Origin of the sequence: Enterobacter huaxiensis (genome assembly GCF_003594935.2) — a bacterium.
Lineage (GTDB): Bacteria > Pseudomonadota > Gammaproteobacteria > Enterobacterales > Enterobacteriaceae > Enterobacter > Enterobacter huaxiensis.
Map to the genome: position 1 here is coordinate 358,647 of NZ_CP043342.1, position 21,479 is coordinate 380,125.

Below are 21,479 nucleotides of genomic sequence, written 5' to 3' on the forward strand. Positions count from 1 at the left end.
AGCAGATAAGCTGCTGTTAAATATGCTTTGTAACAATTTCGACTAGAATTTATACCAGAATTAGCTGGTCGAATACGTGCACTTTTTTAGAATACGCTGTTACAAAGACAATCCGAACCTTTGGGAGTACACACAATGCAAGAGAACTACAAAATTCTGGTCGTGGATGACGACATGCGCCTGCGTGCGCTGCTTGAGCGTTATCTGACCGAGCAGGGCTTCCAGGTTCGTAGCGTCGCGAACGCTGAGCAGATGGACCGTCTGCTGACCCGTGAATCTTTCCACCTGATGGTGCTCGATCTGATGCTGCCGGGCGAAGACGGGCTTTCTATCTGCCGCCGTCTGCGCAGCCAGAGCAACCCGATGCCGATCATTATGGTGACGGCGAAGGGCGAAGAGGTTGACCGTATCGTGGGCCTCGAAATTGGCGCTGACGACTACATTCCAAAACCGTTTAACCCGCGCGAGCTGCTGGCGCGCATTCGCGCCGTGCTGCGCCGTCAGGCGAACGAACTGCCGGGCGCACCGTCCCAGGAAGAGGCGGTGATTGCCTTCGGTAAGTTCAAGCTGAACCTCGGCACCCGTGAGATGTTCCGTGAAGATGAACCAATGCCGCTCACCAGCGGCGAGTTCGCGGTACTGAAAGCGCTGGTCAGCCACCCGCGTGAACCGCTCTCCCGCGACAAGCTGATGAACCTGGCGCGCGGTCGCGAATACTCCGCAATGGAACGCTCCATCGACGTGCAGATCTCTCGTCTGCGCCGCATGGTGGAAGAAGATCCGGCGCATCCTCGTTATATTCAGACCGTGTGGGGTCTGGGCTACGTATTCGTCCCGGACGGTTCTAAAGCATGAGGCGAATGCGCTTCTCACCGCGAAGCTCGTTTGCCCGCACCCTGTTACTGATCGTCACCCTGCTGTTCGTCAGCCTGGTGACGACGTACCTTGTGGTGCTGAACTTTGCGATCCTGCCGAGCCTCCAGCAGTTTAACAAGGTCCTGGCCTACGAAGTGCGTATGCTGATGACCGATAAGCTGCAGCTGGAGGACGGCACGCAGCTGGTTGTCCCCCCGGCGTTTCGCCGTGAAATCTACCGCGAGCTGGGCATTTCGCTCTACTCCAGTGAAGCGGCAGAAGACGCTGGTCTGCGCTGGGCGCAGCACTATGAATTCCTGAGCCAGCAGATGGCGCAGCAGCTTGGCGGCCCGACGGAAGTCCGCGTTGAGGTCAACAAAAGCTCGCCGGTCGTCTGGCTGAAAACATGGCTGTCACCCAATATCTGGGTGCGCGTACCTCTCACTGAAATCCATCAGGGCGATTTCTCGCCGCTGTTCCGCTACACCCTTGCCATTATGCTGATGGCGATAGGGGGCGCGTGGCTGTTTATCCGTATTCAGAACCGACCGCTGGTCGACCTGGAGCACGCGGCGCTGCAGGTCGGTAAAGGGATTATCCCACCGCCGCTGCGCGAGTATGGCGCGTCGGAAGTGCGCTCGGTAACGCGCGCGTTTAACCATATGGCGGCAGGCGTGAAGCAGCTGGCGGATGACCGAACGCTGCTGATGGCGGGCGTCAGCCATGACCTGCGCACGCCCCTGACGCGCATTCGTCTGGCGACGGAGATGATGGGCGAAGAAGACGGTTACCTTGCCGAGTCCATCAACAAGGACATCGAGGAGTGTAACGCCATCATCGAGCAGTTCATCGACTACCTGCGCACCGGGCAGGAGATGCCGATGGAGATGGCCGACCTGAACGCCGTGCTGGGTGAAGTGGTCGCCGCTGAAAGCGGCTACGAGCGCGAGATTGATACCGATCTTCAGGTGGGCGAGATTCAGGTGCGTATGCACCCGCTCTCCATCAAGCGTGCGGTCGCCAACATGGTAGTCAACGCGGCGCGCTACGGTAACGGCTGGATCAAAGTCAGCAGCGGGTCTGAACTCAACCGCGCCTGGTTCCAGGTGGAAGACGACGGCCCGGGCATTAAGCCCGAGCAGCGAAAGCACCTGTTCCAGCCGTTTGTGCGCGGCGACAGCGCGCGCAGCACCAGCGGAACCGGTTTGGGCCTGGCGATTGTGCAGCGTATTGTGGATAACCATAACGGTCTGCTGGAGATTGGTACCAGCGAGCGGGGCGGGTTGAGCATTCGCGCATGGCTGCCGGTGCCGGTGACGCGGGGGCAGGTGAAAGAGAGTTAAAAAAGGGGGGGCCTGATGCCCTCACCCTCTCCCACGAGGAGAGGGAGAAAACATTAAAAAAGGCAACTTTCGTTGCCTTTTTGCTTTTACCTTTACCTTGGCCCCGCGCTCACCAGCGCAGCACCCGCCGGGGTGTCGGTGTACTTCTCGAAGTTCTCAATAAACAGCTTCGCCAGCGATTCCGCCTTCTCACGCCACTGCTCCGGTGAACCGTACGTATTGCGCGGGTCGAGGATATGCGTATCCACGCCAGGCAGCGACGTTGGGATCGCCAGGTCGAACATCGGCAGGGTGAAGGTTTCGGCGTCGTCCAGAGAACCATCCAGAATCGCGTCGATAATGGCGCGGGTATCCTTGATGGAAATGCGTTTGCCGGTGCCGTTCCAGCCGGTGTTGACCAGGTACGCCTGCGCGCCGGAGGCCTGCATGCGTTTTACCAGCACTTCCGCGTACTGCGTCGGGTGCAGCGACAGGAACGCCGCGCCGAAGCAGGCGGAGAAGGTTGGGGTAGGCTCCGTCACGCCGCGCTCGGTACCGGCCAGCTTGGCGGTGAAGCCGGAGAGGAAGTGGTACTGCGTCTGGCTTGCCGTCAGGCGAGAAACCGGCGGCAGCACGCCAAACGCGTCCGCGGTCAGGAAAATCACCTTCGTGGCATGGCCCGCTTTCGACACCGGCTTCACGATGTTGTCGATGTGGTAGATCGGGTAAGAGACGCGGGTGTTTTCGGTTTTCGAGGCATCATCGAAATCGATGGAGCCGTCGGCACGTACGGTGACGTTTTCCAGCAGCGCATCGCGGCGGATCGCGTGGAAGATGTCCGGCTCCGCCTCTTCAGACAGGCGAATGGTCTTCGCGTAGCAGCCGCCCTCGAAGTTAAACACGCCGTCGTCGTCCCAGCCGTGCTCGTCATCGCCAATCAGGCGGCGTTTTGGGTCGGTTGAAAGGGTGGTTTTACCGGTGCCGGACAGGCCGAAGAAGACCGCCACGTCGCCTTTTTCACCGACGTTCGCCGAGCAGTGCATCGAGGCGATACCGCGCAGCGGCAGCAGGTAGTTCATGACCGAGAACATCCCTTTCTTCATCTCGCCGCCGTACCAGGTGCCGCCAATCAGCTGGATACGCTCGGTCAGGTTGAAGGCGATGAAGTTCTCAGAGTTCAGGCCCTGCTCTTTCCACTGTGGGTTAGTGCATTTCGCACCGTTCATCACGATGAAATCCGGGGTGAAATCCTGCAGCTCTTCGTCGGTTGGACGAATAAACATGTTCTTCACGAAATGCGCCTGCCAGGCCACTTCGGTAATAAAACGGACGGAAAGTCGTGTGTCGGCGTTAGCGCCGCAGAAAGCATCAACAATGAACAGACGCTTGCCGGAGAGTTGGTGAGTGACGAGCCCTTTCAGATGCTGCCAGGTCTCCGGGGAGAGCGGTTTGTTGTCGTTCTTCCCTTTGCCCTTATCAGCCCACCACAGCGTATCGCGGGTGGTTTCGTCTCGGACGATATACTTATCTTTCGGCGAACGACCGGTAAAAATACCGGTATCGACGGCGATAGCACCAAGGTTCGTCAACACACCTCGCTCGTATCCTTCCAGTGCTGGATTGAGCTCTTCCTGATACAGCGTATCGTAATCGGGGTTGTAGACGACTTCCTGGACGTCGTGAATACCATAAGCCTTGAGATCTTGCGGGGTTAAACCAGTAACACGCATATCACTGCTCCTTAGCCAATATGTACTGCCTGAAATTGTAGGGTTTTTTTGAGGTTGTTAACCGCGACGGGGCTCATAGATTTACGTATCTGGACAAAACCCTTGCTAACGGAAAACGCTGCGACTCCAGTCACAGGGCAGGCGGATTATCGCAGGATTCCCTTTTTTGTTGGGGAAAATGTTCTTAAAAGGTTAAAGGCTGGTGATTTTATCCGAAGGAATGTGAATGTAATCGCATACACGTAAGAAAACTACGTAAGGGTTACAGTATGAAAAACGATTCACGTCTCTTGCTAAAAAGATTTCGGATTTTGGGGTGGACGCCAGTGAGTCCCGTTGGTGGGAGAATAGGCTTTTCGTGAATAAGGGATGAAAGATGGAAAACAGCGAAACGTTATCCCCTTCTACGCGCGCCGCTATCGTGCTGGCGGGCGCATTACAGGGGGTGATTTGCTATTTAATCACGTGGTATATCGACTACGCGAAATTGCCCTCAGATACGCTGTGGTTACTGTGCGTGATACCCGCCACCGTGATGATGACCACCACGTTCTCACTTTCAATTACCTCGATCAGAAAGCCGCTTTTGTGGCTGGCGCTGGGGATTATTGGCGTGGCTGTCGCGGGTATGGGGGGCTGGCTTAAGTGGAGCGTTGTCGGGCTGGAGAGTTGGGATATCAGAGATGCCGTGCTCTTTTTCGGCGTTCACCTTCTGCTGATGACGCTTTTCCTGCTGCCATGGCTTCAAAGGCGTCTGGAGCCCGCGTCCACGGATCCGTTTTACAGCGATTTCTACGATAAAAGCTGGCATAACGCCCTGACATTACTCCTCATTTTTGTTTCGAATGGCCTCTTCTGGCTGGTGCTTTTCCTCTGGGCTGAAGTGTTCGAACTCATTGGAATACGCTTTTTTGATCGCCTTTTCTTCAATACTGACTGGTTTATTTCAGTGGCGATTGGCGTGGTTTCGGCAAGTGCAGCAGTGCTGGCCCGCGTCCAGGTACGGCTGATTCTGGCATTGCAGAAGCTGCTCACGCTTATTGCAACTGGCCTGCTTCCCCTGATGGCAGCGCTGGCGCTGCTCTTTATTGGCGCATTGCCCTTTGTTGGCTTTGAGGCCATTTCAGCGCGGATATCCGCAGCGGGATTGTTAACCACGCTAGCACTATTGCTGCTATTTCTGGTAACGATAGTCTGGCATCCGCAACGTCAAGCGCTTCCTTACTTCGCCCACCTTCGTGGAATGGTTCGACTTGCCGTCGCTATCTCGCCTGCTTATCCCGTCCTCGCTGCCTGGGCGCTTTGGCTGCGTATTTCACAGTACGGCTGGTCGCCAGAGCGCCTTTACGGCGTGCTGATAACGACGGTGGCGCTTGTATGGGCCGTCGGTTTTTGCGTCAGCGTTGTGTTTAACCGCCGTGAACCGCAAAAGATTCAGGCGTACGTTACACCGGCCGCTGGTTTGCTTTCTCTCGCCTTCCTGATGTTGATCCACACCCCTGTGCTTGACCCGTGGCGTATCAGCGTTGCAAGCCATATGGCCCGCTATCAGGACGGCAGAATAACTGCGGATCAGGTTAGCCTGTACATGCTCAGCAACGCCGGACGAAAGGGTCGAGAGGCAATGCTCACGCTTCAAAACGATCCGCAGTTTACCGCTAACCCAAAACGCCAGCGTGAGGTAAAGGGGCTACTCTCCGGAAGTCGTGACGGGGCAGGGAAGATGACCGCTGCGATGCTGGAAAAACAGATCCAGCTTGCGCCGGGAATGGCCCGTCCTGATAAGGCATTGTGGCAAGCCATGCTCAGCAATCAGTATCGCTTTGAGAGCTGCGATAGCGCCCAGAGTAACTGTTTACTCATGCCGCTCGATCTAAACGGAGACGGCAAGCCGGAAGCCGTTCTATATCAATTTACCGATCGCACCATAATGGCCTACACACAAACCGATACAGGCTGGAGGATCGCCGGGGACGCGTGGAAAATGCCGGAGAGGTTGACCAGAGAAGAACTTGACCGCGCATTACGGCAGGGAAAGGTGAAATCTGTCGTGAAGCCCTGGGCGGATATTGAGATTTTCGGGGAACGTGTCGATATGAGTTACGACAGTTACAACAACGCGCAGTGGCGTTAGCGCTCTTTCTTGCCGGGTGGCGCTACGCTTACCCGGCCTGCAATTGGCAATAATATCAACATATTGCACAATTCATTGTAGGCCAGAGCAAGCATAGCGCCGCCGGGCGACAGGCTCAGATCTTAGTGAACCTGCGGATCCGCCGGGGAGGCGTTATTGCGGATCTCGGCGATATCCATCGAGTTGAACACATAGTGAGAACCGCAGTAGTCACAGTGCATATCGATTTCACCGTCTTCTGCCATGATGCTGTCGATCTCTTCATCCGGCAGAGTTTTCAACGCACCCGCACAGCGCTCGCGGGAACAGGTGCACTTAAACTCCACGGCCTGCGGATCGTATACCGTCACTTCTTCTTCGTGGTACAGACGCCACAGCACGTCTGTCGCAGAGAGGTTGAACAGCTCTTCCGCTTTGACGGTTTCGGTCAGGGTCGCCAGGTGTTCGAAATCATTGGTCTGCGCATCCTGAGCAGGCAGAACCTGCAGCAGCATACCGCCCGCAGCAGGCTGGCCATCCACTTCACCGGTACGAATGAACAGGCGGGTTGGCAACTGTTCGGAACGCATGAAGTAATCTTCCAGGCAGGCGGCCAGGGTGTCGCCTTCCAGACCCACAACGCCCTGGTAGCGCTCGCCTTCTTCCGGCGAAATGGTGATCACCAGGTAGCCATTGCCTACCAGCGTTTTCAGGTCAGCGTTTTCAGGAACCTCGCCCTGAACGCGCGCAACGCCGCGCATCTGCTGCTGGTTGTTACCGTTGATCACGGCCAGCGTCATTGGGCCATCGCCCTGCAGCTGCACAGTGATATCGCCGGCAAATTTTAGCGTGGCGGTCAGCAGGCTGGTGGCAACCAGCAGTTCGCCCAACAGGTTTTTTACCGGCAGCGGGTAGTTGTGGTTCTCCAGTATCTGTTTCCAGGTTTCGGATACGGTGACCAGCTCGCCGCGAACGGCGAATTGTTCAAACAGATAGCGGTGTAATTGGTCGTGTTGGGCCATTTTAGTCTCTCGTGCGGGTGAGGTTACTCGGTCTCACCGTGTTTAAATTTCATCAGATCGCGGCGCTCTTTTTTATCCGGACGCCGGTCCGGGTGAGGCATCGTCAGCGCATTCATCTTGCGCGCCAGCGCGGTCTTCTCGCGCTTCTCAATGCTTTGAGCCGTCTCTTCGTAAAGCAAAACGGCTTCGGTTGCGGGCCGCCGCTGTTCGGTAATGGCTTTCACCACCACCGTTTTTTCATCGTTGCCCTGGCGCAGCGTGAGCGTGGCATTCAGCTCAACCAGTTTGCTCGGCTTGCTGCGCTGGCCGTTGTAATGCACTTTTCCGCCGTCAACCATCTCTCGGGCAAGGGCACGCGTTTTATAAAAGCGGGCGGCCCACAGCCATTTATCCAGTCTTACCCCATCAGCGGGTTTTTCTTTCATGGCGTCTCCTTCACGGTGAGTGAGGGGATCATCCGGCGATAGTCGTTCATCCCCGGATGGCGAAGGTAGCTTTTATCCGCCAGTACAGAATCAGGGTTGGTGACGCCCAGACAATAGCGAATGCCAAACGTCGCGGCGGCATCCAGAATCGGTTCGCTGTCGTCGATAAATAGCGTACGTTCCGGCTGTAAGCCGGTCTTCTCCGCCACCGCATGCCACAACCGCTGATCCTCTTTCGGATAACCAAATGTGTGGGTGGAAAGTAATAAATCAAGGTGTGAAGAAAGACCCGTATGCTCAAGCTTCACGGCCAGATTATGCGGATGCGCGTTGGTCAGCAAAATACGGCGCTTGCCGCTTGCCTTCAGTGCATCCAGAAACGGGACCGTATCTTCGCGCAGCACTGCGCGAGGCCCCTGGGCGGTGGTCATGGCACAAATATCCAAACCGAGTCGCTCGCTCCAGTAGTCGAGACAGTACCATTTTAGCGTATGCTGCACCGCGCTATATTGCGAACGAATGAATTCCTGCGCTTCCGCCGGGGAGATGCCCTGCTGTTTACCGTACGTTTCCGGCACCAGCTGTTGCCAGAAGTAGTTATCAAAGGCGAGATCGAGCAGCGTGCCGTCCATATCCAGCAGGACGGTATCGACCTCCTGCCAGGCGATATCAAGATGCATAAGGGGAACTCCAGCCAGAAGAAACGTGCGCGACAGGGTAGCACAACTTGTCGCGCCGTGAGGTTATCCGATCAGGCTCTCTGGGGCAGGGATAAGTTTAGGATTGAGGCAATTTTCGTAGTACTGCTGGATCTCAGCCAGACGGGTACGGGAACGTTGATAGCGGCGTAAGGCCATAAAACCGTTCCAGAAAATGCACACCAGCATGGCCATCATCAGCAGGGAGGTGCCGATATAACGCCACAAACCTGCGCTATCCGGCATCCGGTGAAGGTCGATATGGCGGGTGCCGTTAGCATCGGTGAAGATCCCGGTCACAATCCCTTCCGCGCTGAATGGCGTCTGCATCAGCATCTGTGCCAGACGCTGAAACTCGCTCCACTGCTCCTGCGCAGGGTAGTCGTAGAGGGCAACCTGCGGATAAGGCTGATCGACCAGGTCGCTGCCTTCATCGCTGACAATCACAAACCCGCCCGGTGCCGGGCTGTTCAACGCCTGAGCCGCACGCGTGGTTTCTCGCATCACGAACGGCGCGGTGGAGGTTGCCACCAGGTTATCCAGCGATTCGGCGCTGACCGGACGCAGCAGCACGTTTACGCCGTCCAGCCGGCCCGCTTCAGCGCGTTTAACCAGCGCGTCCCAGTCCTTGCTGTTGCCCAGGTTCACCAGCGCGTTTTTAAGCCGCACGCACTCGTCCTGAGCGGAACACAGGTCTTCGGTTTTCAGTACGATTTCGCCAAAATCATCCAGCAACACCATGCCTGATTTTTGAATCGCCGAGCGCAGGGCAGGGCTGACGCGTGAATCATCTTCCGGTTTCGGATGCAGCTGGCGATTGACCGTCTGGGTCAGCGCGGTGGCTTTACTGACCACGTCGGATTCCGGCAGCGGCAGCGGCGGGGCTTCATTCCAGATAATTTGCGAGCAGTCGAACGGCATAAACGGCGAGTTCTGACGGGTGTTCCAGGCGCCTGGGGAGTGAATGTTGCACATACCGGTGCCTTTCAGGCGCAGCGTATCGCCCACGCGCACGCCGGCTTCTTCCAGCTGCTTAACGCTGGTGGCTTCTACGGTTTGCGCCCCTTTGATCCACGACAGGGTGAACTTGATCGGCATATCCAGCGGCACGAAAAGGAGCAGCATCCCAAAGACCAGCGCAGCGCCGCCGGCAATGACCGAGCTGCGAAGCCAGTGCTGGAGCGGGAAGTTTTTCACTTCGTCGTGCAGGGATAAATAGCGTCCCTGGCGCACCACATGGCGGTCGAGGTAGATATCGATATCCGTTTTATGCCCTAAATCCTGGGCAATCCACGGCTGCCAGTGGCGCGGGTAGATGAGGTCAATGATGCCGAGCGAGATGTTGTTGATATGCTCCTGATCGTTCTCGCCGAACAACCCCCAGCGCTTTGGCGTGCCGCGCAGGCAGTGAATTTCACGCAGGGACGCTTTCGCCGGAGGAGCAAAGAGGCCCCACAGCCCGGCGGCGAGTAACAGCACGGCGCCGCCTGCGAGCCAGGGGACGAACACGTCTGGCGTCAGCAGGCAGAAGAAAAAGAGCAGGAACGCGGCGACGATCAGCACCGCTTCACGAATGCCGTCCGGGCGGCTCAGGGCGTACTCTTCGTGCGTCTCCTGGCGAATGTTCAGCAGCTCGATCTGCTCAGTCTCTTCACCGCGAATGCTGGCCTGCGTTGCGCTCGCGCGTTCCAGCGCAAAGCGCGGCGCTTCCTGAACATATTCGCTCAGGGTATGGCCGTTAAGTGAGATAACCAGCGGCAGCGAATCGGTATGTATCAGCTCTACGCTGTTTTCATCGTTGATGTACTGTTCCCAGAAGGGAGGCAGATGCACCTCGACAGAATCGAGGTAATAGCGCCATTTATTGGGATCGTCGGTGGTAATACCGTAGCGGGTGATCGAGCGCGTCACGCACAGAACGGTGTCGCTCTGCGTGTTCAGATTGAGCGAGATCGGTGCCGCACTTGCCCCGGTTGGCCCAGGCGACTGCTGAGAACGGTTCAGGTTTTCAAGGTACTGTTCTACGGCGCCGCGCTCTTCTGGCGCCAGCTTACGCGTTGTTGCCCCTGCGAAGGCATTCAAAAAGGGCAACCGATATCGGCGCTGTATACGACGCCTGTATGTCCACCCTGCCACCAGCACAGCGGCTAGCATCGCAGCGAGAACAATCAAAATGGTGCTCATGCTTTCCCCATCTTACTTATCTTCAGGTGTAGTCAATTGCACCTTTAACATGAATGAGAGTCTGTGGTTGGCTATCGGCAAGTATGGAGTCGAGCTCGAGCATTTTGACGCGCATCCCAGTGACCGATGATGATAGCAAAGCCTGCCATGGCGCGATATCAGCAAATTCCTGGAAACATTTCAACCTCTTGACATTTGTTTTGAAATAGGGATTGATTCCTGTTACGTTGCACAAATGTAAATAAAGAACAATTGACATTGCCCAAACCGTGCGGCATATCGCACAATAAAGCCAGTTCACCCAGCAAAGACCCATCAAGATGAGCAAACCACTACAAAAACCCACCATTCTGAATGTTGAAACGGTTGCCAAATCGCGGCTGTTTAATGTTGAAAGCGTGGACCTGGAGTTCAGCAACGGTGTGCGTCGCGTTTATGAACGTATGCGCCCCTCTTCGCGCGAAGCGGTGATGATTGTTCCTATTGTCGACGACCATCTGATCCTGATCCGCGAATATGCAGTGGGAACAGAATCTTATGAGCTTGGGTTTTCGAAGGGGCTTATTGACCCAGGCGAGACCGTGTTTGAAGCCGCGAACCGCGAGCTAAAAGAAGAGGTAGGTTTTGGCGCGAACGAACTGTCGTTCCTGAAAAAGCTGAGTATGGCGCCGTCCTACTTTTCCAGCAAAATGAATATCGTGGTGGCCGAAGATCTTTATCCTGAATCGCTGGAAGGCGACGAGCCGGAGCCGCTGCCGCAGGTTCGCTGGCCGCTGGCGCACCTGATGGATTTACTGGAAGACCCGGACTTCAACGAAGCGCGCAACGTGAGCGCCCTGTTCCTGGTGCGCGAGTGGTTGAAGGGGCAGGGGCGGCTCTAGTGGCCTGATGCCCTCACCCCAACCCTCTCCCACGGGAGAGGGAGCACACACAAAAACGGCAACCAGAGGTTGCCGTTTTGCTTAGCTGTCAGAACAGCTCGTGCGTCTCGCCGTTATCAATCAGCTCCGTACCCACTTCATGCACCGCCTGCGTGGTGGGCTGCGTGCCTTCAATGAAATACTCTTCGCGGCTGTTACCGCCACTGGCGAGCTGTCCTGTGCTGCGGTCAATGTTGACCGTCACCACGCCAGGCGGAGGCGTCAGCGGCTGCTCCGGCACGCCTTCCAGCACGGATTTCATGTACGCATCCCAGGCCGGTTGTGCACTCTTCGCGCCGCCCTCGTAGCCGGAAATCTGATCTTTAATCGCGCCGGAAGCGGTGGTGCGGCCTAAATCCCGGCGGTGATCGTCAAAGCCGATCCAGACGGAAGTCACGACGCCCGGGCCATAACCGGAGAACCACGCATCTTTCGAGCTGTTGGTGGTCCCCGTTTTGCCGCCGATGTCGCGGCGCTGCAAATCACGACCCGCACGCCAGCCCGTACCCTGCCAGCCCGGCTCGCCGAAGATATTGGTATTCAGCGCGCTTTTAATCAGGAACGACAGCGGGGTGTTGATCACGTGCGGAGCGTACTCCTGCGCGCCGGTCTGTGCGACCAGCGCCTGGTTAGCCTGCTCGAGCTGTGGCTGCGGTACGGCGACGTTCTGCTGCTCCTGAGAGCGCGCGACGTCCTCCATGTCCTTGTTTTCAAGCACGTCAGACTTCTGCGTATCGCCGTATATCACCGGAATATCGCACTCAGGGCAGGCAATTTTCGGCTTCGCTTCGAACAGCACGCCGCCCTGGTCGTTCTCGATCTTACTGATGAAATAAGGATCGACCAGGAACCCGCCGTTGGCCATCACCGCGTATCCGCGCGCGACCTGAAGCGGCGTGAACGAGGCGGAGCCCAGCGCCAGTGATTCGGTATGGACGATATTTTGCGCCGGGAAGCCGAAGCGCTGCAGATACTCTGCCGCGTAGTCGACGCCCATCGCGCGCATCGCGCGAACCATCACCACGTTTTTCGACTGTCCCAGACCCTGACGAAGACGGATTGGGCCGGCATACTGTGCAGGGGAGTTCTTCGGCTGCCAGTCGGAGCCGGCACCGGCATCCCAGCGGGAAATCGGCACGTCGTTGAGGATGCTGGCAAGCGTCAGCCCCTTGTCCATCGCCGCGGTGTAGAGGAAGGGCTTAATGTTAGAGCCGACCTGACGCAGCGCCTGGGTGGCGCGGTTAAATTTGCTCTGGTTGAAATCAAACCCGCCGACCAGCGCCATCACCGCACCGTTTTGCGGGTTGATGGAAACCAGCGCAGAGTTGACGTCCGGCACCTGTGCCAGCCACCAGGTATCGCCCACCTGGCGAACCCAGATTTGCTGGCCCGTCTGCACCGCGTCGGTCACTTTACGCGGCGTCGGGCCTTGCAGGGTGTCAGAGCGATACGGGCGCGCCCAGCGGATCCCGTCCATGCGCAGCGAGACGGACGTCCCGTCAGCCATCATGGCGACCGCTTCCTGCGGATCGGCTTGTGTGACAACCGCCGGCAACAGTGGGCCATAGGTTGGCAGGGATTTTAGGGAATCCGTGATTTTCTTGCTGTCCCACGCGCTTTCGCCCACTTTCCACAGCACGTTCGACGGGCCGCGGTAGCCGTGGCGCATGTCGTAATCCATCACGTTGTTGCGGACCGCCTGCTGTGCCGCCTGTTGTACGGGGCGGGTCACGGTGGTGTAGACACGATAGCCATCTTCATAGGCCTTCTCGCCGTAGCGGCTCACCATCTCCTGGCGAACCATCTCGGTAAGATATGGCGAGGAGAAGGCGATTTCTGGCGCATGGTAGTTGGCATCAATGGCCATGTTACGCGCCTGGTCGTACTCGGCCTGGCTGATGTAGCCTTCGCTCAGCATACGGGACAGCACGACGTTACGACGCGACGTTGCACGGTCCAGAGAGTAGAGCGGGTTAAAGGTCGACGGCGCTTTCGGCAGGCCAGCAATGGTGGCCATTTCACTCAGGGTGAGCTGCTCAACCGGTTTACCGAAATAAACCTGTGCGGCAGCACCCACGCCATAGGCGCGATAGCCGAGATAGATCTTGTTGAGGTAAAGCTCAAGGATCTCGTCTTTGCTCAGCAGCTGCTCGATGCGGATCGCGAGGAACACCTCTTTGATCTTACGCATCAGCGTCTTTTCCGGGCTCAGGAAGAAGTTACGCGCGAGCTGCTGCGTAATGGTACTCGCCCCCTGTGACGCATGGCCGGAGAACAGCGCCACGCTGGCTGCACGGAAAATACCGACCGGATCGACCCCGTGGTGCTCGTAAAAACGGCTGTCCTCGGTGGCGATAAAGGCTTTCACCATCACGGGTGGAATTTGGTTTAAGGTCAGCGGGATACGGCGTTTTTCGCCATATTGCGCCATGAGTTCGCCATCGGCGCTATAGACCTGCATTGGGATCTGGAGCCGCACATCACGAAGCGTGGCGACATCAGGCAGCTGCGGCTCAATATATTTGTACAAACCATAAATCGAGCCTGCTCCCAGCAGAATGCAACAGACTGCAAGGATCAATAAATACTTTACGAACTTCACCGGAGATTTCCCATTTGGTTTCACTTGGGCAGTTTCTAAACAATCGCGCGGTAGTATAAAGGCAAGCCTGATTCATTGATATAGCCGTCGACCTGACGGGCGATAAGGAGATCGTGAAGTATGGCTTTCAAAACGTGGCAAACGGGCGTTCATATTCAACAAGATAAGGTGCATATCGTTGCACTGACCCGCGAGAAGGCAGGGTGGCGTTTACGGCGCTGGTGGGCCGTCCCTCTGTCGGAGGGCATCATCCGCGAGGGGAAAATTAGTAAGCCAGAACAGCTGGTTGATGCACTACGGGACTGGCGGCGCGCGCTGCCCCATCACCATCGGATATACCTCTCATTTCCCGCGGCGCGCACGCTGCAACGGTCGCTACCCCGCCCGTCAATCACCCTTCGCGACAGCGAGCAGGTCTCCTGGGTGGGTGCCACTCTTTCGCGAGAGCTGGAGATGTCCGCCGACGTGCTGTGCTTTGACTATGCCGAGGATACGTTCAGCAACACCTTTCACGTCACAGCGGCGCAAAGCAGGGAAGTCGACGCGCTGTTATCACTGGCGAAAACCCTCCGTTTGCGGCTAGCGGCTATCACGCCGGATGCAGGGGCGCTGCGCAATCTGCTCGCTTCGGTGGCACCTTTGCAGTGCGTTACCTGGCGGGACGAGAACCAGTGGCTGTGGGCGATGCGCCACCAGTGGGGGCGCCGCTTCACCACCGACGCGGCTGACGTCACGGAACTGGCCGCGCTGCTCGCGCTCTCTCCTGCAGACATCGCGCACTTTGATGCGGCTCGCGATCCCTGGGAAGCGGTGACGTGCTGCCAGCCGCCTTTACCCGAGAGCGGCGCTGATTTTACCGTCGCGCTGGCGTTAGCCATGAGCGAGGCGGCTGAATGAGCATGGCGAACTTATTACCGTGGCGACAGCAGCGCCGGGCGCGCTGCCTGCGATTCTGGCTTGCGCTATCTGCAGCCAGCCTGCTGATGATGCTGGCTGCAGGCTGGGGCGTGCGGACGATCTACGCTCTGAAAGCACGTGCGCTTCAATCCGAACTGGCGGCAATAACCGCGGTTCAACAGGCGCTGAAAACGCGCCAGCGCCCGGCCACGGAAACGGCTGAGGCCACGCCTGAACCGCCGGCTGTGAACTGGCAGCCAGCGCTGGAATCACTCGCTGATGCGATGCCCTCCCGGGCCTGGCTTTCAGGCTTACGTTATCAATCTTCCTCACTTGAGGTAACGGGATATGCCGCCGCTCTCCCGGCGCTTGCCGCCATGACGGAGGCGCTGAAGCAGGTCGCAGGTTTTAGCCCTGGTCACGCCGGTGCGCTGCAGCAGGATAGCCAGGGGCGCTGGGTATTCACTTTTCAGCTTAATCGCCGGGGGTAGGCCGTGGAGTACTTCGTACAACGCTGGCTGGCAAGCCGTCCTTCCGTGCGGCTGGTCTGCTGGTGCACCGCAGCGGGGGTTATCGGGCTGGCCGTCTGGGCGCTAACGGTTCGCCCAGCCTGGCGGCAGTGTGCCGAGCTTGGCGCGCTATCTCTGCGCGCCGCCCGGTCCAATGTCGCGCTGTGGCCGCAGGCCAGACGACATCCGCTGGTATCCGAGACGCGCGTGACGCAGGACATTCAGCCCTTTTCCCCTCTGGATTATCAGGGGAAAGGCACGAGGCTTGTGCACTGGAAGCCGCAGCAGAACGGCGGGGAATTGGCGTTGAGCGCCCCGTGGTCAGAAATTCCGGCGCTGTTTTCTCGTCTGGCGACGCAAGCGGTCAAGGTCAGGGCTTTTACCCTTGTGCCGGGGGAGGGGCAGCTACGCCTGAACCTGCAGCTGGAGACCGATCGTGCGCACTGAGCTTTGCTTGATTCTGTGTTCGCTGCTCTTTCTGACAGGCATGCGCGATCCCTTCCAGCCGCCGGAGGATAGCTGCTCGGTCGGGCAGCTCGCGCAGTGGCGCTATCAGGGGATGGCCAGCGGCAGCGCGGATACCGGATTTTTGCTGGATGCACAAAAGCGCTGGCACCGGGTGAAAAAAAATGAACGCTTATCGCCCGGCTGGAGGGTAAGCGCAATGGATAAACAAGAACTGACCGTTGATGTCGGCGACATGTGCGAGCCGACACGATGGACATGGCAACGAGAAGGAACGAAAGCGCGTGAAAATAAGGATACTGCTGTTGCTGACGGTACTGAGCCAGCCGCTGTTAGCCGCCGGGCCCAGGCCGGTTACCCTCGTGGTGGATGATGTCCCGATTGTGCAGGTGCTTCAGGCGCTGGTGGCGCAGGAGAGCCGAAATCTGGTTGTGTCGCCAGACGTGGCGGGCTCGCTTTCGCTGAATTTGACGCGGGTGCCGTGGCGCCAGGCGCTTCAGACGGTAGTGACCAGCGCCGGGCTTGTCCTGCGTGAAGAGGGCGGAATTTTTTATGTGCACACGGCGGCTTGGCAGCGCGAGCAGCAGGCGCGTAGGGAGCAGGAGCAGGCCAGGCGGCTGCTTGAGGCACCGCTGGTCTCACACACTATTCCGTTTACCTGGGCAGACGCCGGTGAGGTGCAAAAAGCCGCAGAGAAACTCCTGAGCCCAAAGGGAAGTTTATCCGTCGACAAGCGCACTAACCGTCTGCTGGTGCGCGATAACCAGACCGTGGTGGCGTCTCTCCAGCGCTGGGCGGAACAGATGGATCTCCCCGTCGATCAGGTGGAGCTTTCGGCGCATATCGTGACCATTAACGAAAAAAGCCTGCGCGAGCTGGGGGTGAAATGGAATCTTGCGGAGGCCACGGAGGCAGGCAAGGTTGGGCACGTCACGACCCTCGGTGCGGATTTGTCGGTCGCCAGCGCCACCACCCACGTCGGGTTTAACATCGGACGCATCAACGGCAGGCTGTTGGACCTGGAGTTGTCGGCTCTGGAGCAAAAGCAGCAGGTTGATATCATCGCCAGCCCGCGTTTGTTGGCCTCGCATATGCAGCCGGCCAGCATCAAGCAGGGGAGCGAAATACCGTATCAGGTCTCCAGCGGCGAAAGCGGCGCGACGTCCGTCGAGTTTAAGGAGGCGGTGCTAGGGATGGAGGTTACGCCGGTTGTATTGCCGGGAGGGCGCGTTCGCCTGAAACTGCATATCAGCGAAAATATGCCAGGGCAGGTGCTGCAGCAGGCGGATGGTGAGACGCTGGCGATTGATAAGCAAGAGATCGAAACGCAGGTGGAGGTCAAAAGCGGGGAAACGCTGGCGTTGGGCGGCATTTTTTCGCAAAAGAATAAAACCGGGAGTGATAGCGTGCCCGGGCTTGGAAAGATCCCCTGGCTTGGGCAACTGTTTCGTCATGACGGCAAAGACAATGAACGACGGGAGCTGGTGGTGTTTATCACACCAAGACTGGTAGGTATCCATTAATGGGAAACGATCCCCGCAATGATTTTGCATTCAGTTTGTTGCAGATGTTTGACGTGGGGCATGAATTAGCATACAAGGAGTACCGATTCGAGTTGGACTTACGCTCTTGTTGTCTTATGCGCCTGTCACGGTGATTTAATCAGTTGCCAAACAAGCCGTAGTATTGAGATAATTTTTAGTCTGACTCTCGCTCTATTGCATATGAGGTTTCAGTTCATGTCCTGCTACGCTGGGTGTCTGCGAAGCGGGGATTACCATTAACGAATAGTCTTAGTAGTACCGAAAAAATGGCAGAGAAACGCAATATCTTTCTGGTTGGGCCTATGGGTGCCGGCAAAAGCACTATTGGGCGTCAGTTAGCTCAACAACTCAATATGGAATTTTACGATTCTGATCAAGAGATTGAGAAACGAACCGGAGCTGATGTGGGCTGGGTCTTCGATGTAGAAGGCGAAGAAGGTTTCCGTGACCGAGAAGAAAAAGTGATCAACGAACTCACGGAAAAACAGGGCATTGTGCTGGCAACAGGCGGCGGCTCTGTGAAATCTCGCGAAACCCGTAACCGTCTCTCCGCCCGTGGCGTAGTCGTGTATCTTGAGACGACCATCGAAAAACAGCTGGCACGTACGCAGCGCGATAAAAAGCGCCCACTGCTGCAGGTTGAAACGCCGCCACGTGAAGTCCTGGAAGCCCTGGCCGGTGAACGCAATCCTCTGTACGAAGAGATTGCTGATGTGACCATTCGTACTGACGACCAGAGCGCTAAAGTGGTTGCAAACCAGATTATTCATATGCTGGAAAGCAACTGATTCTGGCTTTATATACACTCGCCTGCGGGTAAAAGCATTTAAGGTGGATGTCGCGTCATGGAGAGGATTACAGTTACTCTCGGGGAACGTAGTTACCCTATCACCATCGCGGCTGGTTTGTTTAACGACCCAGCTTCCTTCTTACCACTGAAAGCGGGTGATCAGGCGATGCTGGTCACCAACGAGACGCTGGCTCCGCTTTATCTCGACCACGTACGCAAGCAGCTTGAGCAGGCGGGCGTGAAAGTCGACAGTGTGATTCTGCCCGATGGCGAGCAGTACAAAAGCCTGACGGTGCTCGATACCGTCTTTACCGCACTCCTGCAAAAACCGCATGGTCGCGATACGACACTGCTCGCCCTCGGCGGCGGTGTTGTGGGCGATCTTACGGGCTTTGCAGCTGCCAGCTACCAACGTGGCGTGCGCTTTATTCAAATTCCCACCACCTTGCTGTCACAGGTCGACTCTTCCGTTGGCGGTAAAACGGCAGTTAACCATCCGCTGGGTAAAAACATGATTGGCGCGTTCTACCAGCCGGCATCGGTGGTGGTGGATCTCGACTGTCTGAAAACGCTGCCCGCGCGCGAACTGGCGTCTGGCCTGGCAGAAGTGATCAAATACGGCATTATTCTTGACGGTGAGTTCTTTACCTGGCTGGAAGAGAATATGGATGCCCTGCTGCGCCTCGACGGCCCGGCACTGGCATACTGCATTCGCCGTTGCTGTGAGTTGAAGGCAGAAGTCGTTGCCGCGGACGAGCGTGAAACCGGCTTACGTGCTTTACTGAATCTGGGGCATACGTTTGGCCACGCGATTGAAGCCGAAATGGGCTACGGCAACTGGCTTCATGGTGAAGCGGTTGCGGCCGGTATGGTCATGGCTGCGCGCACGTCTGAGCGTCTGGGCCAGTTCAAGCCGGAACAGACGGCACGCATTATTGCGCTGCTTGAACGCGCCGGTTTACCGGTGACGGGTCCGCATGAAATGTCTGCGCAGGCGTATCTACCCCACATGATGCGCGATAAAAAAGTTTTGGCAGGTGAGATGCGTCTGGTACTCCCACTTGCTATAGGGAAGAGTGAAGTGCGCGGCGGAGTGCCGCACGATGTCGTTCTTGGCGCTATCGCTGATTGTCAGCAGGCGTAACAACTAGAAAGGTCAGGCCACTTTAACCGGTGGTCGTTTAGCTTCAGGTGAAATGCAAAGTCGTTGGCATAAGCCTTTGAGTGGGGTGTTAAATGGATGAATTCAAACCAGAAGACGAGCTGAAACCCGATCCCAGCGATCGTCGTACTGGTCGTTCTCGTCAATCTTCAGAACGTGATAACGAGCCGCAGATCAACTTTGACGATGTTGATCTGGATGCAGACGATCGTCGCCCTTCGCGCAGCCGTAACGCGCGTGATGAGCGAGAAGAAGAGGATTATGAGTCCGAAGAAGATTCAATGGACGAAGAGCCTGTAGAGCGTCGCCCGCGTAAACGTAAAAAAGCGGCAGCGGCGAAGCCGGCCTCCCGCCAGTACGTCATGATGGGGCTGGGCGTTTTGGTTCTCGTGCTGCTGATTGTGGGCATCGGTTCCGCGCTAAAAGCACCATCAACGAATTCGACCGAGCAGACTGCACCTGCCGAGAAGAGCATCAACCTGTCTGGTAACGATGCTGCCGATCAGGCAAACGGTGCGCAGCCTGCGCCGGGCACAACATCCGCAGAGCAGACGGCGGGTAATACAACGACCCCGCAGGACGTTTCTCTGCCTCCTGTCTCTTCAACTCCGACTCAGGGACAAGCGCCTGTGACGCCAGACGGCCAGCAGCGTGTTGAAGTACAGGGCGATCTGAATAATGCACTGACGCAACCTCAAAATCAGGATCAGGTAAACAACGTCGTGGTTAACTCTACGCTGCCAACCGAGCCTGCAACCGTTGCGCCGATCCGTGGTGGTAATGCACAACCTCAAACCGCCGCAACGGAAACGAAACCACGCCAGACTCAGACTGCGCCGCGCCCTGAGCGCAAACAGGCTGTGATTGAGCCGAAACGCGAAGCAAAACCGCAGGCTGTTGCAAAAGCGCCAGAAGTGAAAGCGCCAGCACAAACTAAACCTGCCGTCAGCGAGCCGGTAAAAGCGCCAGCACCAACAGCGGCACCGAAAGCGACAGCGACCACGACGGCACCTGCAGCGACAGCAGCACCGGCGGCAACCGCTTCCGCGTCCAGCGCTGCGTCAGGTAAAACCGCGGGCAATGTCGGTTCTCTGAAATCTGCGCCATCCAGCAACTACACGCTGCAGTTGAGCAGTTCGTCTAACTATGACAACCTCAACGGTTGGGCGAAGAAATCGAACCTGAAAAACTACGTGGTTTATCAGACGACCCGCAACGGGCAACCGTGGTACGTGCTGGTGAGCGGTGTTTATGCCTCTAAAGATGAAGCGAAACGCGCTGTAGCGACACTGCCAGCCGATGTTCAGGCGAAGAACCCATGGGCGAAGCCGATTCATCAGGTGCAGGCCGATCTGAAGTAATGTTTAAAGCGCAGGATGCTGTCGGAGCTTTCTCCACAGCCGGAGAAGGTGTAATCAGTTAGTCAGCATGAAAAAAAATCGCGCTTTTCTGAAATGGGCGGGGGGGAAATACCCCCTGCTCGACGATATTAAAAAGCACCTGCCGAAAGGCGAGTGTCTTATCGAGCCGTTTGTGGGTGCTGGATCGGTGTTCCTGAACACCGATTTTTCTCGTTATATCCTGGCGGATATCAACAGCGACCTTATCAGCCTGTATAACATCGTAAAAATGCGTACCGATGAGTACGTCGATGAGGCGCGTAAGCTGTTTACCCCAGAGAACAACCACCCGGACCTTTACTATCAATTCCGCGCTGAGTTTAATCAGAGCCAGGATCCCTTCCGTCGCGCGCTGTTGTTCCTCTACCTGAACCGTCATGGCTACAACGGCCTGTGCCGGTATAATCTGCGTGGTGAATTCAACGTGCCGTTTGGACGCTATAAGCGCCCCTATTTTCCGCAGACCGAGTTGTACCACTTTGCGGAAAAAGCACAGAATGCAGAGTTCCACTGCCTCTCGTATGAAGCATGCATGGAACAGGCCGACGTAAACTCGGTGGTCTATTGCGATCCGCCTTACGCCCCGCTCTCTGCGACGGCGAATTTTACGGCTTATCACACCAACAGCTTCAGCCCTGCCGAGCAGGCGCGTCTGGCGGAGATGGCGGAAAAGCTGGTCAGCAAAAGAATTCCGGTGTTAATTTCGAATCACGATACCCCTGATACGCGCGAATGGTACAAAGCCGCGAAGCATTTTCAGGTCAAGGTGCGGCGTAGCATTAGCAGCAACGGCGGCACACGTAAAAAGGTGGACGAACTCCTGGCTCTTTATCGCCCCTGA

Annotated in this window: 19 protein-coding genes; 13 read left to right on the forward strand and 6 right to left on the reverse strand. The window is 57.0% G+C overall.

All coding sequences use genetic code 11. From position 1 onward, the window contains the following. Positions 1 to 135: 135 nt before the first annotated feature. Both ompR and envZ read left to right on the forward strand, forming a co-directional pair. Entirely contained in the window at positions 136 to 855 is a 720-nt protein-coding gene (gene ompR, locus D5067_RS01665) for an osmolarity response regulator transcription factor OmpR (RefSeq protein ID WP_001157751.1), read from the forward strand. Next, positions 852 to 2,198 (forward strand): two-component system sensor histidine kinase EnvZ, encoded by a 1,347-nt coding sequence (envZ, locus tag D5067_RS01670; protein WP_119937599.1) that lies wholly within the window; start codon positions 852 to 854, stop codon positions 2,196 to 2,198. The genes ompR and envZ overlap by 4 nt, the downstream gene beginning before the upstream one ends. 92 nt (positions 2,199 to 2,290) lie before the next feature. On the opposite strand, the gene pckA is transcribed toward envZ, so the two are convergent. Next, positions 2,291 to 3,907 (reverse strand): phosphoenolpyruvate carboxykinase (ATP), encoded by a 1,617-nt coding sequence (pckA, locus tag D5067_RS01675; RefSeq protein ID WP_119937600.1) that lies wholly within the window; start codon positions 3,905 to 3,907, stop codon positions 2,291 to 2,293. Between the two features lie 376 nt (positions 3,908 to 4,283). On the opposite strand from pckA, the gene D5067_RS01680 reads away from it, so the two are divergent. Continuing rightward, the gene (locus D5067_RS01680) at positions 4,284 to 6,041 is read left to right on the forward strand and encodes a DUF4153 domain-containing protein (protein ID WP_119937601.1); all 1,758 of its coding nucleotides are present in this window, start codon (positions 4,284 to 4,286) and stop codon (positions 6,039 to 6,041) included. Positions 6,042 to 6,163: 122 nt separating this feature from the next. On the opposite strand, the gene hslO is transcribed toward D5067_RS01680, so the two are convergent. From hslO to D5067_RS01700, 4 genes are all read right to left on the reverse strand, one after another. Beyond that, complete coding sequence (hslO, locus tag D5067_RS01685) at positions 6,164 to 7,042, reverse strand: Hsp33 family molecular chaperone HslO (RefSeq protein ID WP_119937602.1); 879 nt, start codon at positions 7,040 to 7,042, stop codon at positions 6,164 to 6,166. Between the two features lie 23 nt (positions 7,043 to 7,065). Beyond that, positions 7,066 to 7,467: a ribosome-associated heat shock protein Hsp15 gene (gene hslR, locus D5067_RS01690; protein ID WP_119937603.1), complete on the reverse strand. Its 402-nt coding sequence runs from the start codon at positions 7,465 to 7,467 to the stop codon at positions 7,066 to 7,068. Beyond that, the gene (yrfG, locus tag D5067_RS01695; protein WP_119937604.1) at positions 7,464 to 8,147 is read right to left on the reverse strand and encodes a GMP/IMP nucleotidase; all 684 of its coding nucleotides are present in this window, start codon (positions 8,145 to 8,147) and stop codon (positions 7,464 to 7,466) included. The genes hslR and yrfG overlap by 4 nt, the downstream gene beginning before the upstream one ends. Before the next feature lie 63 nt (positions 8,148 to 8,210). Further along, positions 8,211 to 10,349, reverse strand: coding sequence for an intracellular growth attenuator family protein (locus D5067_RS01700; RefSeq protein WP_119937605.1), 2,139 nt, complete (start codon positions 10,347 to 10,349; stop codon positions 8,211 to 8,213). A 320-nt stretch (positions 10,350 to 10,669) separates the two neighbouring features. Here D5067_RS01700 and nudE point away from each other — a divergent pair, with 320 nt between their 5' ends. Next, complete coding sequence (gene nudE, locus D5067_RS01705; protein ID WP_008503041.1) at positions 10,670 to 11,230, forward strand: ADP compounds hydrolase NudE; 561 nt, start codon at positions 10,670 to 10,672, stop codon at positions 11,228 to 11,230. A gap of 88 nt (positions 11,231 to 11,318) precedes the next feature. Here nudE and mrcA read toward each other — a convergent pair whose 3' ends face one another. Next, positions 11,319 to 13,871 (reverse strand): peptidoglycan glycosyltransferase/peptidoglycan DD-transpeptidase MrcA, encoded by a 2,553-nt coding sequence (gene mrcA / locus D5067_RS01710; RefSeq protein WP_119937606.1) that lies wholly within the window; start codon positions 13,869 to 13,871, stop codon positions 11,319 to 11,321. Positions 13,872 to 13,991: 120 nt separating this feature from the next. Between mrcA and D5067_RS01715 the strand changes: the two genes are divergently transcribed. The 9 genes from D5067_RS01715 to dam all read left to right on the forward strand — a co-directional run bounded on the left by D5067_RS01715 (position 13,992) and on the right by dam (position 21,479). Continuing rightward, positions 13,992 to 14,768 (forward strand): type IV pilus biogenesis protein PilM, encoded by a 777-nt coding sequence (locus tag D5067_RS01715; RefSeq protein ID WP_119937607.1) that lies wholly within the window; start codon positions 13,992 to 13,994, stop codon positions 14,766 to 14,768. Continuing rightward, positions 14,765 to 15,259, forward strand: coding sequence for a PilN domain-containing protein (locus D5067_RS01720; protein ID WP_119937608.1), 495 nt, complete (start codon positions 14,765 to 14,767; stop codon positions 15,257 to 15,259). Before D5067_RS01715 ends, D5067_RS01720 begins: the two co-directional genes overlap by 4 nt. A gap of 3 nt (positions 15,260 to 15,262) precedes the next feature. Beyond that, entirely contained in the window at positions 15,263 to 15,724 is a 462-nt protein-coding gene (locus D5067_RS01725; RefSeq protein WP_162844788.1) for a HofO family protein, read from the forward strand. Positions 15,725 to 15,764: 40 nt separating this feature from the next. Next, positions 15,765 to 16,115 (forward strand): HofP DNA utilization family protein, encoded by a 351-nt coding sequence (locus D5067_RS01730; protein ID WP_374208570.1) that lies wholly within the window; start codon positions 15,765 to 15,767, stop codon positions 16,113 to 16,115. Continuing rightward, on the forward strand, positions 16,027 to 17,265 hold the full coding sequence (gene hofQ, locus D5067_RS01735) for a DNA uptake porin HofQ (protein ID WP_119937610.1): 1,239 nt from the start codon (positions 16,027 to 16,029) through the stop codon (positions 17,263 to 17,265). The genes D5067_RS01730 and hofQ overlap by 89 nt, the downstream gene beginning before the upstream one ends. Positions 17,266 to 17,552: 287 nt before the next feature. After that, complete coding sequence (aroK, locus tag D5067_RS01740) at positions 17,553 to 18,074, forward strand: shikimate kinase AroK (protein WP_010436374.1); 522 nt, start codon at positions 17,553 to 17,555, stop codon at positions 18,072 to 18,074. Positions 18,075 to 18,131: 57 nt separating this feature from the next. Beyond that, positions 18,132 to 19,220, forward strand: a complete 1,089-nt coding sequence (gene aroB, locus D5067_RS01745; protein WP_119937611.1) for a 3-dehydroquinate synthase — start codon at positions 18,132 to 18,134, stop codon at positions 19,218 to 19,220. A 92-nt stretch (positions 19,221 to 19,312) separates the two neighbouring features. Beyond that, positions 19,313 to 20,599, forward strand: a complete 1,287-nt coding sequence (gene damX / locus D5067_RS01750) for a cell division protein DamX (protein ID WP_119937612.1) — start codon at positions 19,313 to 19,315, stop codon at positions 20,597 to 20,599. Between the two features lie 67 nt (positions 20,600 to 20,666). Then, entirely contained in the window at positions 20,667 to 21,479 is an 813-nt protein-coding gene (dam, locus tag D5067_RS01755) for an adenine-specific DNA-methyltransferase (RefSeq protein WP_119937613.1), read from the forward strand.

Bases quoted from the DNA above. Each gene is read 5' to 3' on its own strand.
- ompR (WP_001157751.1), top strand. From the start codon at position 136: ATGCAAGAGAACTACAAAATTCTGGTCGTGGATGACGACATGCGCCTG.
- envZ (WP_119937599.1), top strand. From the start codon at position 852: ATGAGGCGAATGCGCTTCTCACCGCGAAGCTCGTTTGCCCGCACCCTG.
- pckA (WP_119937600.1), bottom strand. From the start codon at position 3,907: ATGCGTGTTACTGGTTTAACCCCGCAAGATCTCAAGGCTTATGGTATT.
- D5067_RS01680 (WP_119937601.1), top strand. From the start codon at position 4,284: ATGGAAAACAGCGAAACGTTATCCCCTTCTACGCGCGCCGCTATCGTG.
- hslO (WP_119937602.1), bottom strand. From the start codon at position 7,042: ATGGCCCAACACGACCAATTACACCGCTATCTGTTTGAACAATTCGCC.
- hslR (WP_119937603.1), bottom strand. From the start codon at position 7,467: ATGAAAGAAAAACCCGCTGATGGGGTAAGACTGGATAAATGGCTGTGG.
- yrfG (WP_119937604.1), bottom strand. From the start codon at position 8,147: ATGCATCTTGATATCGCCTGGCAGGAGGTCGATACCGTCCTGCTGGAT.
- D5067_RS01700 (WP_119937605.1), bottom strand. From the start codon at position 10,349: ATGAGCACCATTTTGATTGTTCTCGCTGCGATGCTAGCCGCTGTGCTG.
- nudE (WP_008503041.1), top strand. From the start codon at position 10,670: ATGAGCAAACCACTACAAAAACCCACCATTCTGAATGTTGAAACGGTT.
- D5067_RS01715 (WP_119937607.1), top strand. From the start codon at position 13,992: ATGGCTTTCAAAACGTGGCAAACGGGCGTTCATATTCAACAAGATAAG.
- D5067_RS01720 (WP_119937608.1), top strand. From the start codon at position 14,765: ATGAGCATGGCGAACTTATTACCGTGGCGACAGCAGCGCCGGGCGCGC.
- D5067_RS01730 (WP_374208570.1), top strand. From the start codon at position 15,765: ATGCGCGATCCCTTCCAGCCGCCGGAGGATAGCTGCTCGGTCGGGCAG.
- aroK (WP_010436374.1), top strand. From the start codon at position 17,553: ATGGCAGAGAAACGCAATATCTTTCTGGTTGGGCCTATGGGTGCCGGC.
- aroB (WP_119937611.1), top strand. From the start codon at position 18,132: ATGGAGAGGATTACAGTTACTCTCGGGGAACGTAGTTACCCTATCACC.
- damX (WP_119937612.1), top strand. From the start codon at position 19,313: ATGGATGAATTCAAACCAGAAGACGAGCTGAAACCCGATCCCAGCGAT.
- dam (WP_119937613.1), top strand. From the start codon at position 20,667: ATGAAAAAAAATCGCGCTTTTCTGAAATGGGCGGGGGGGAAATACCCC.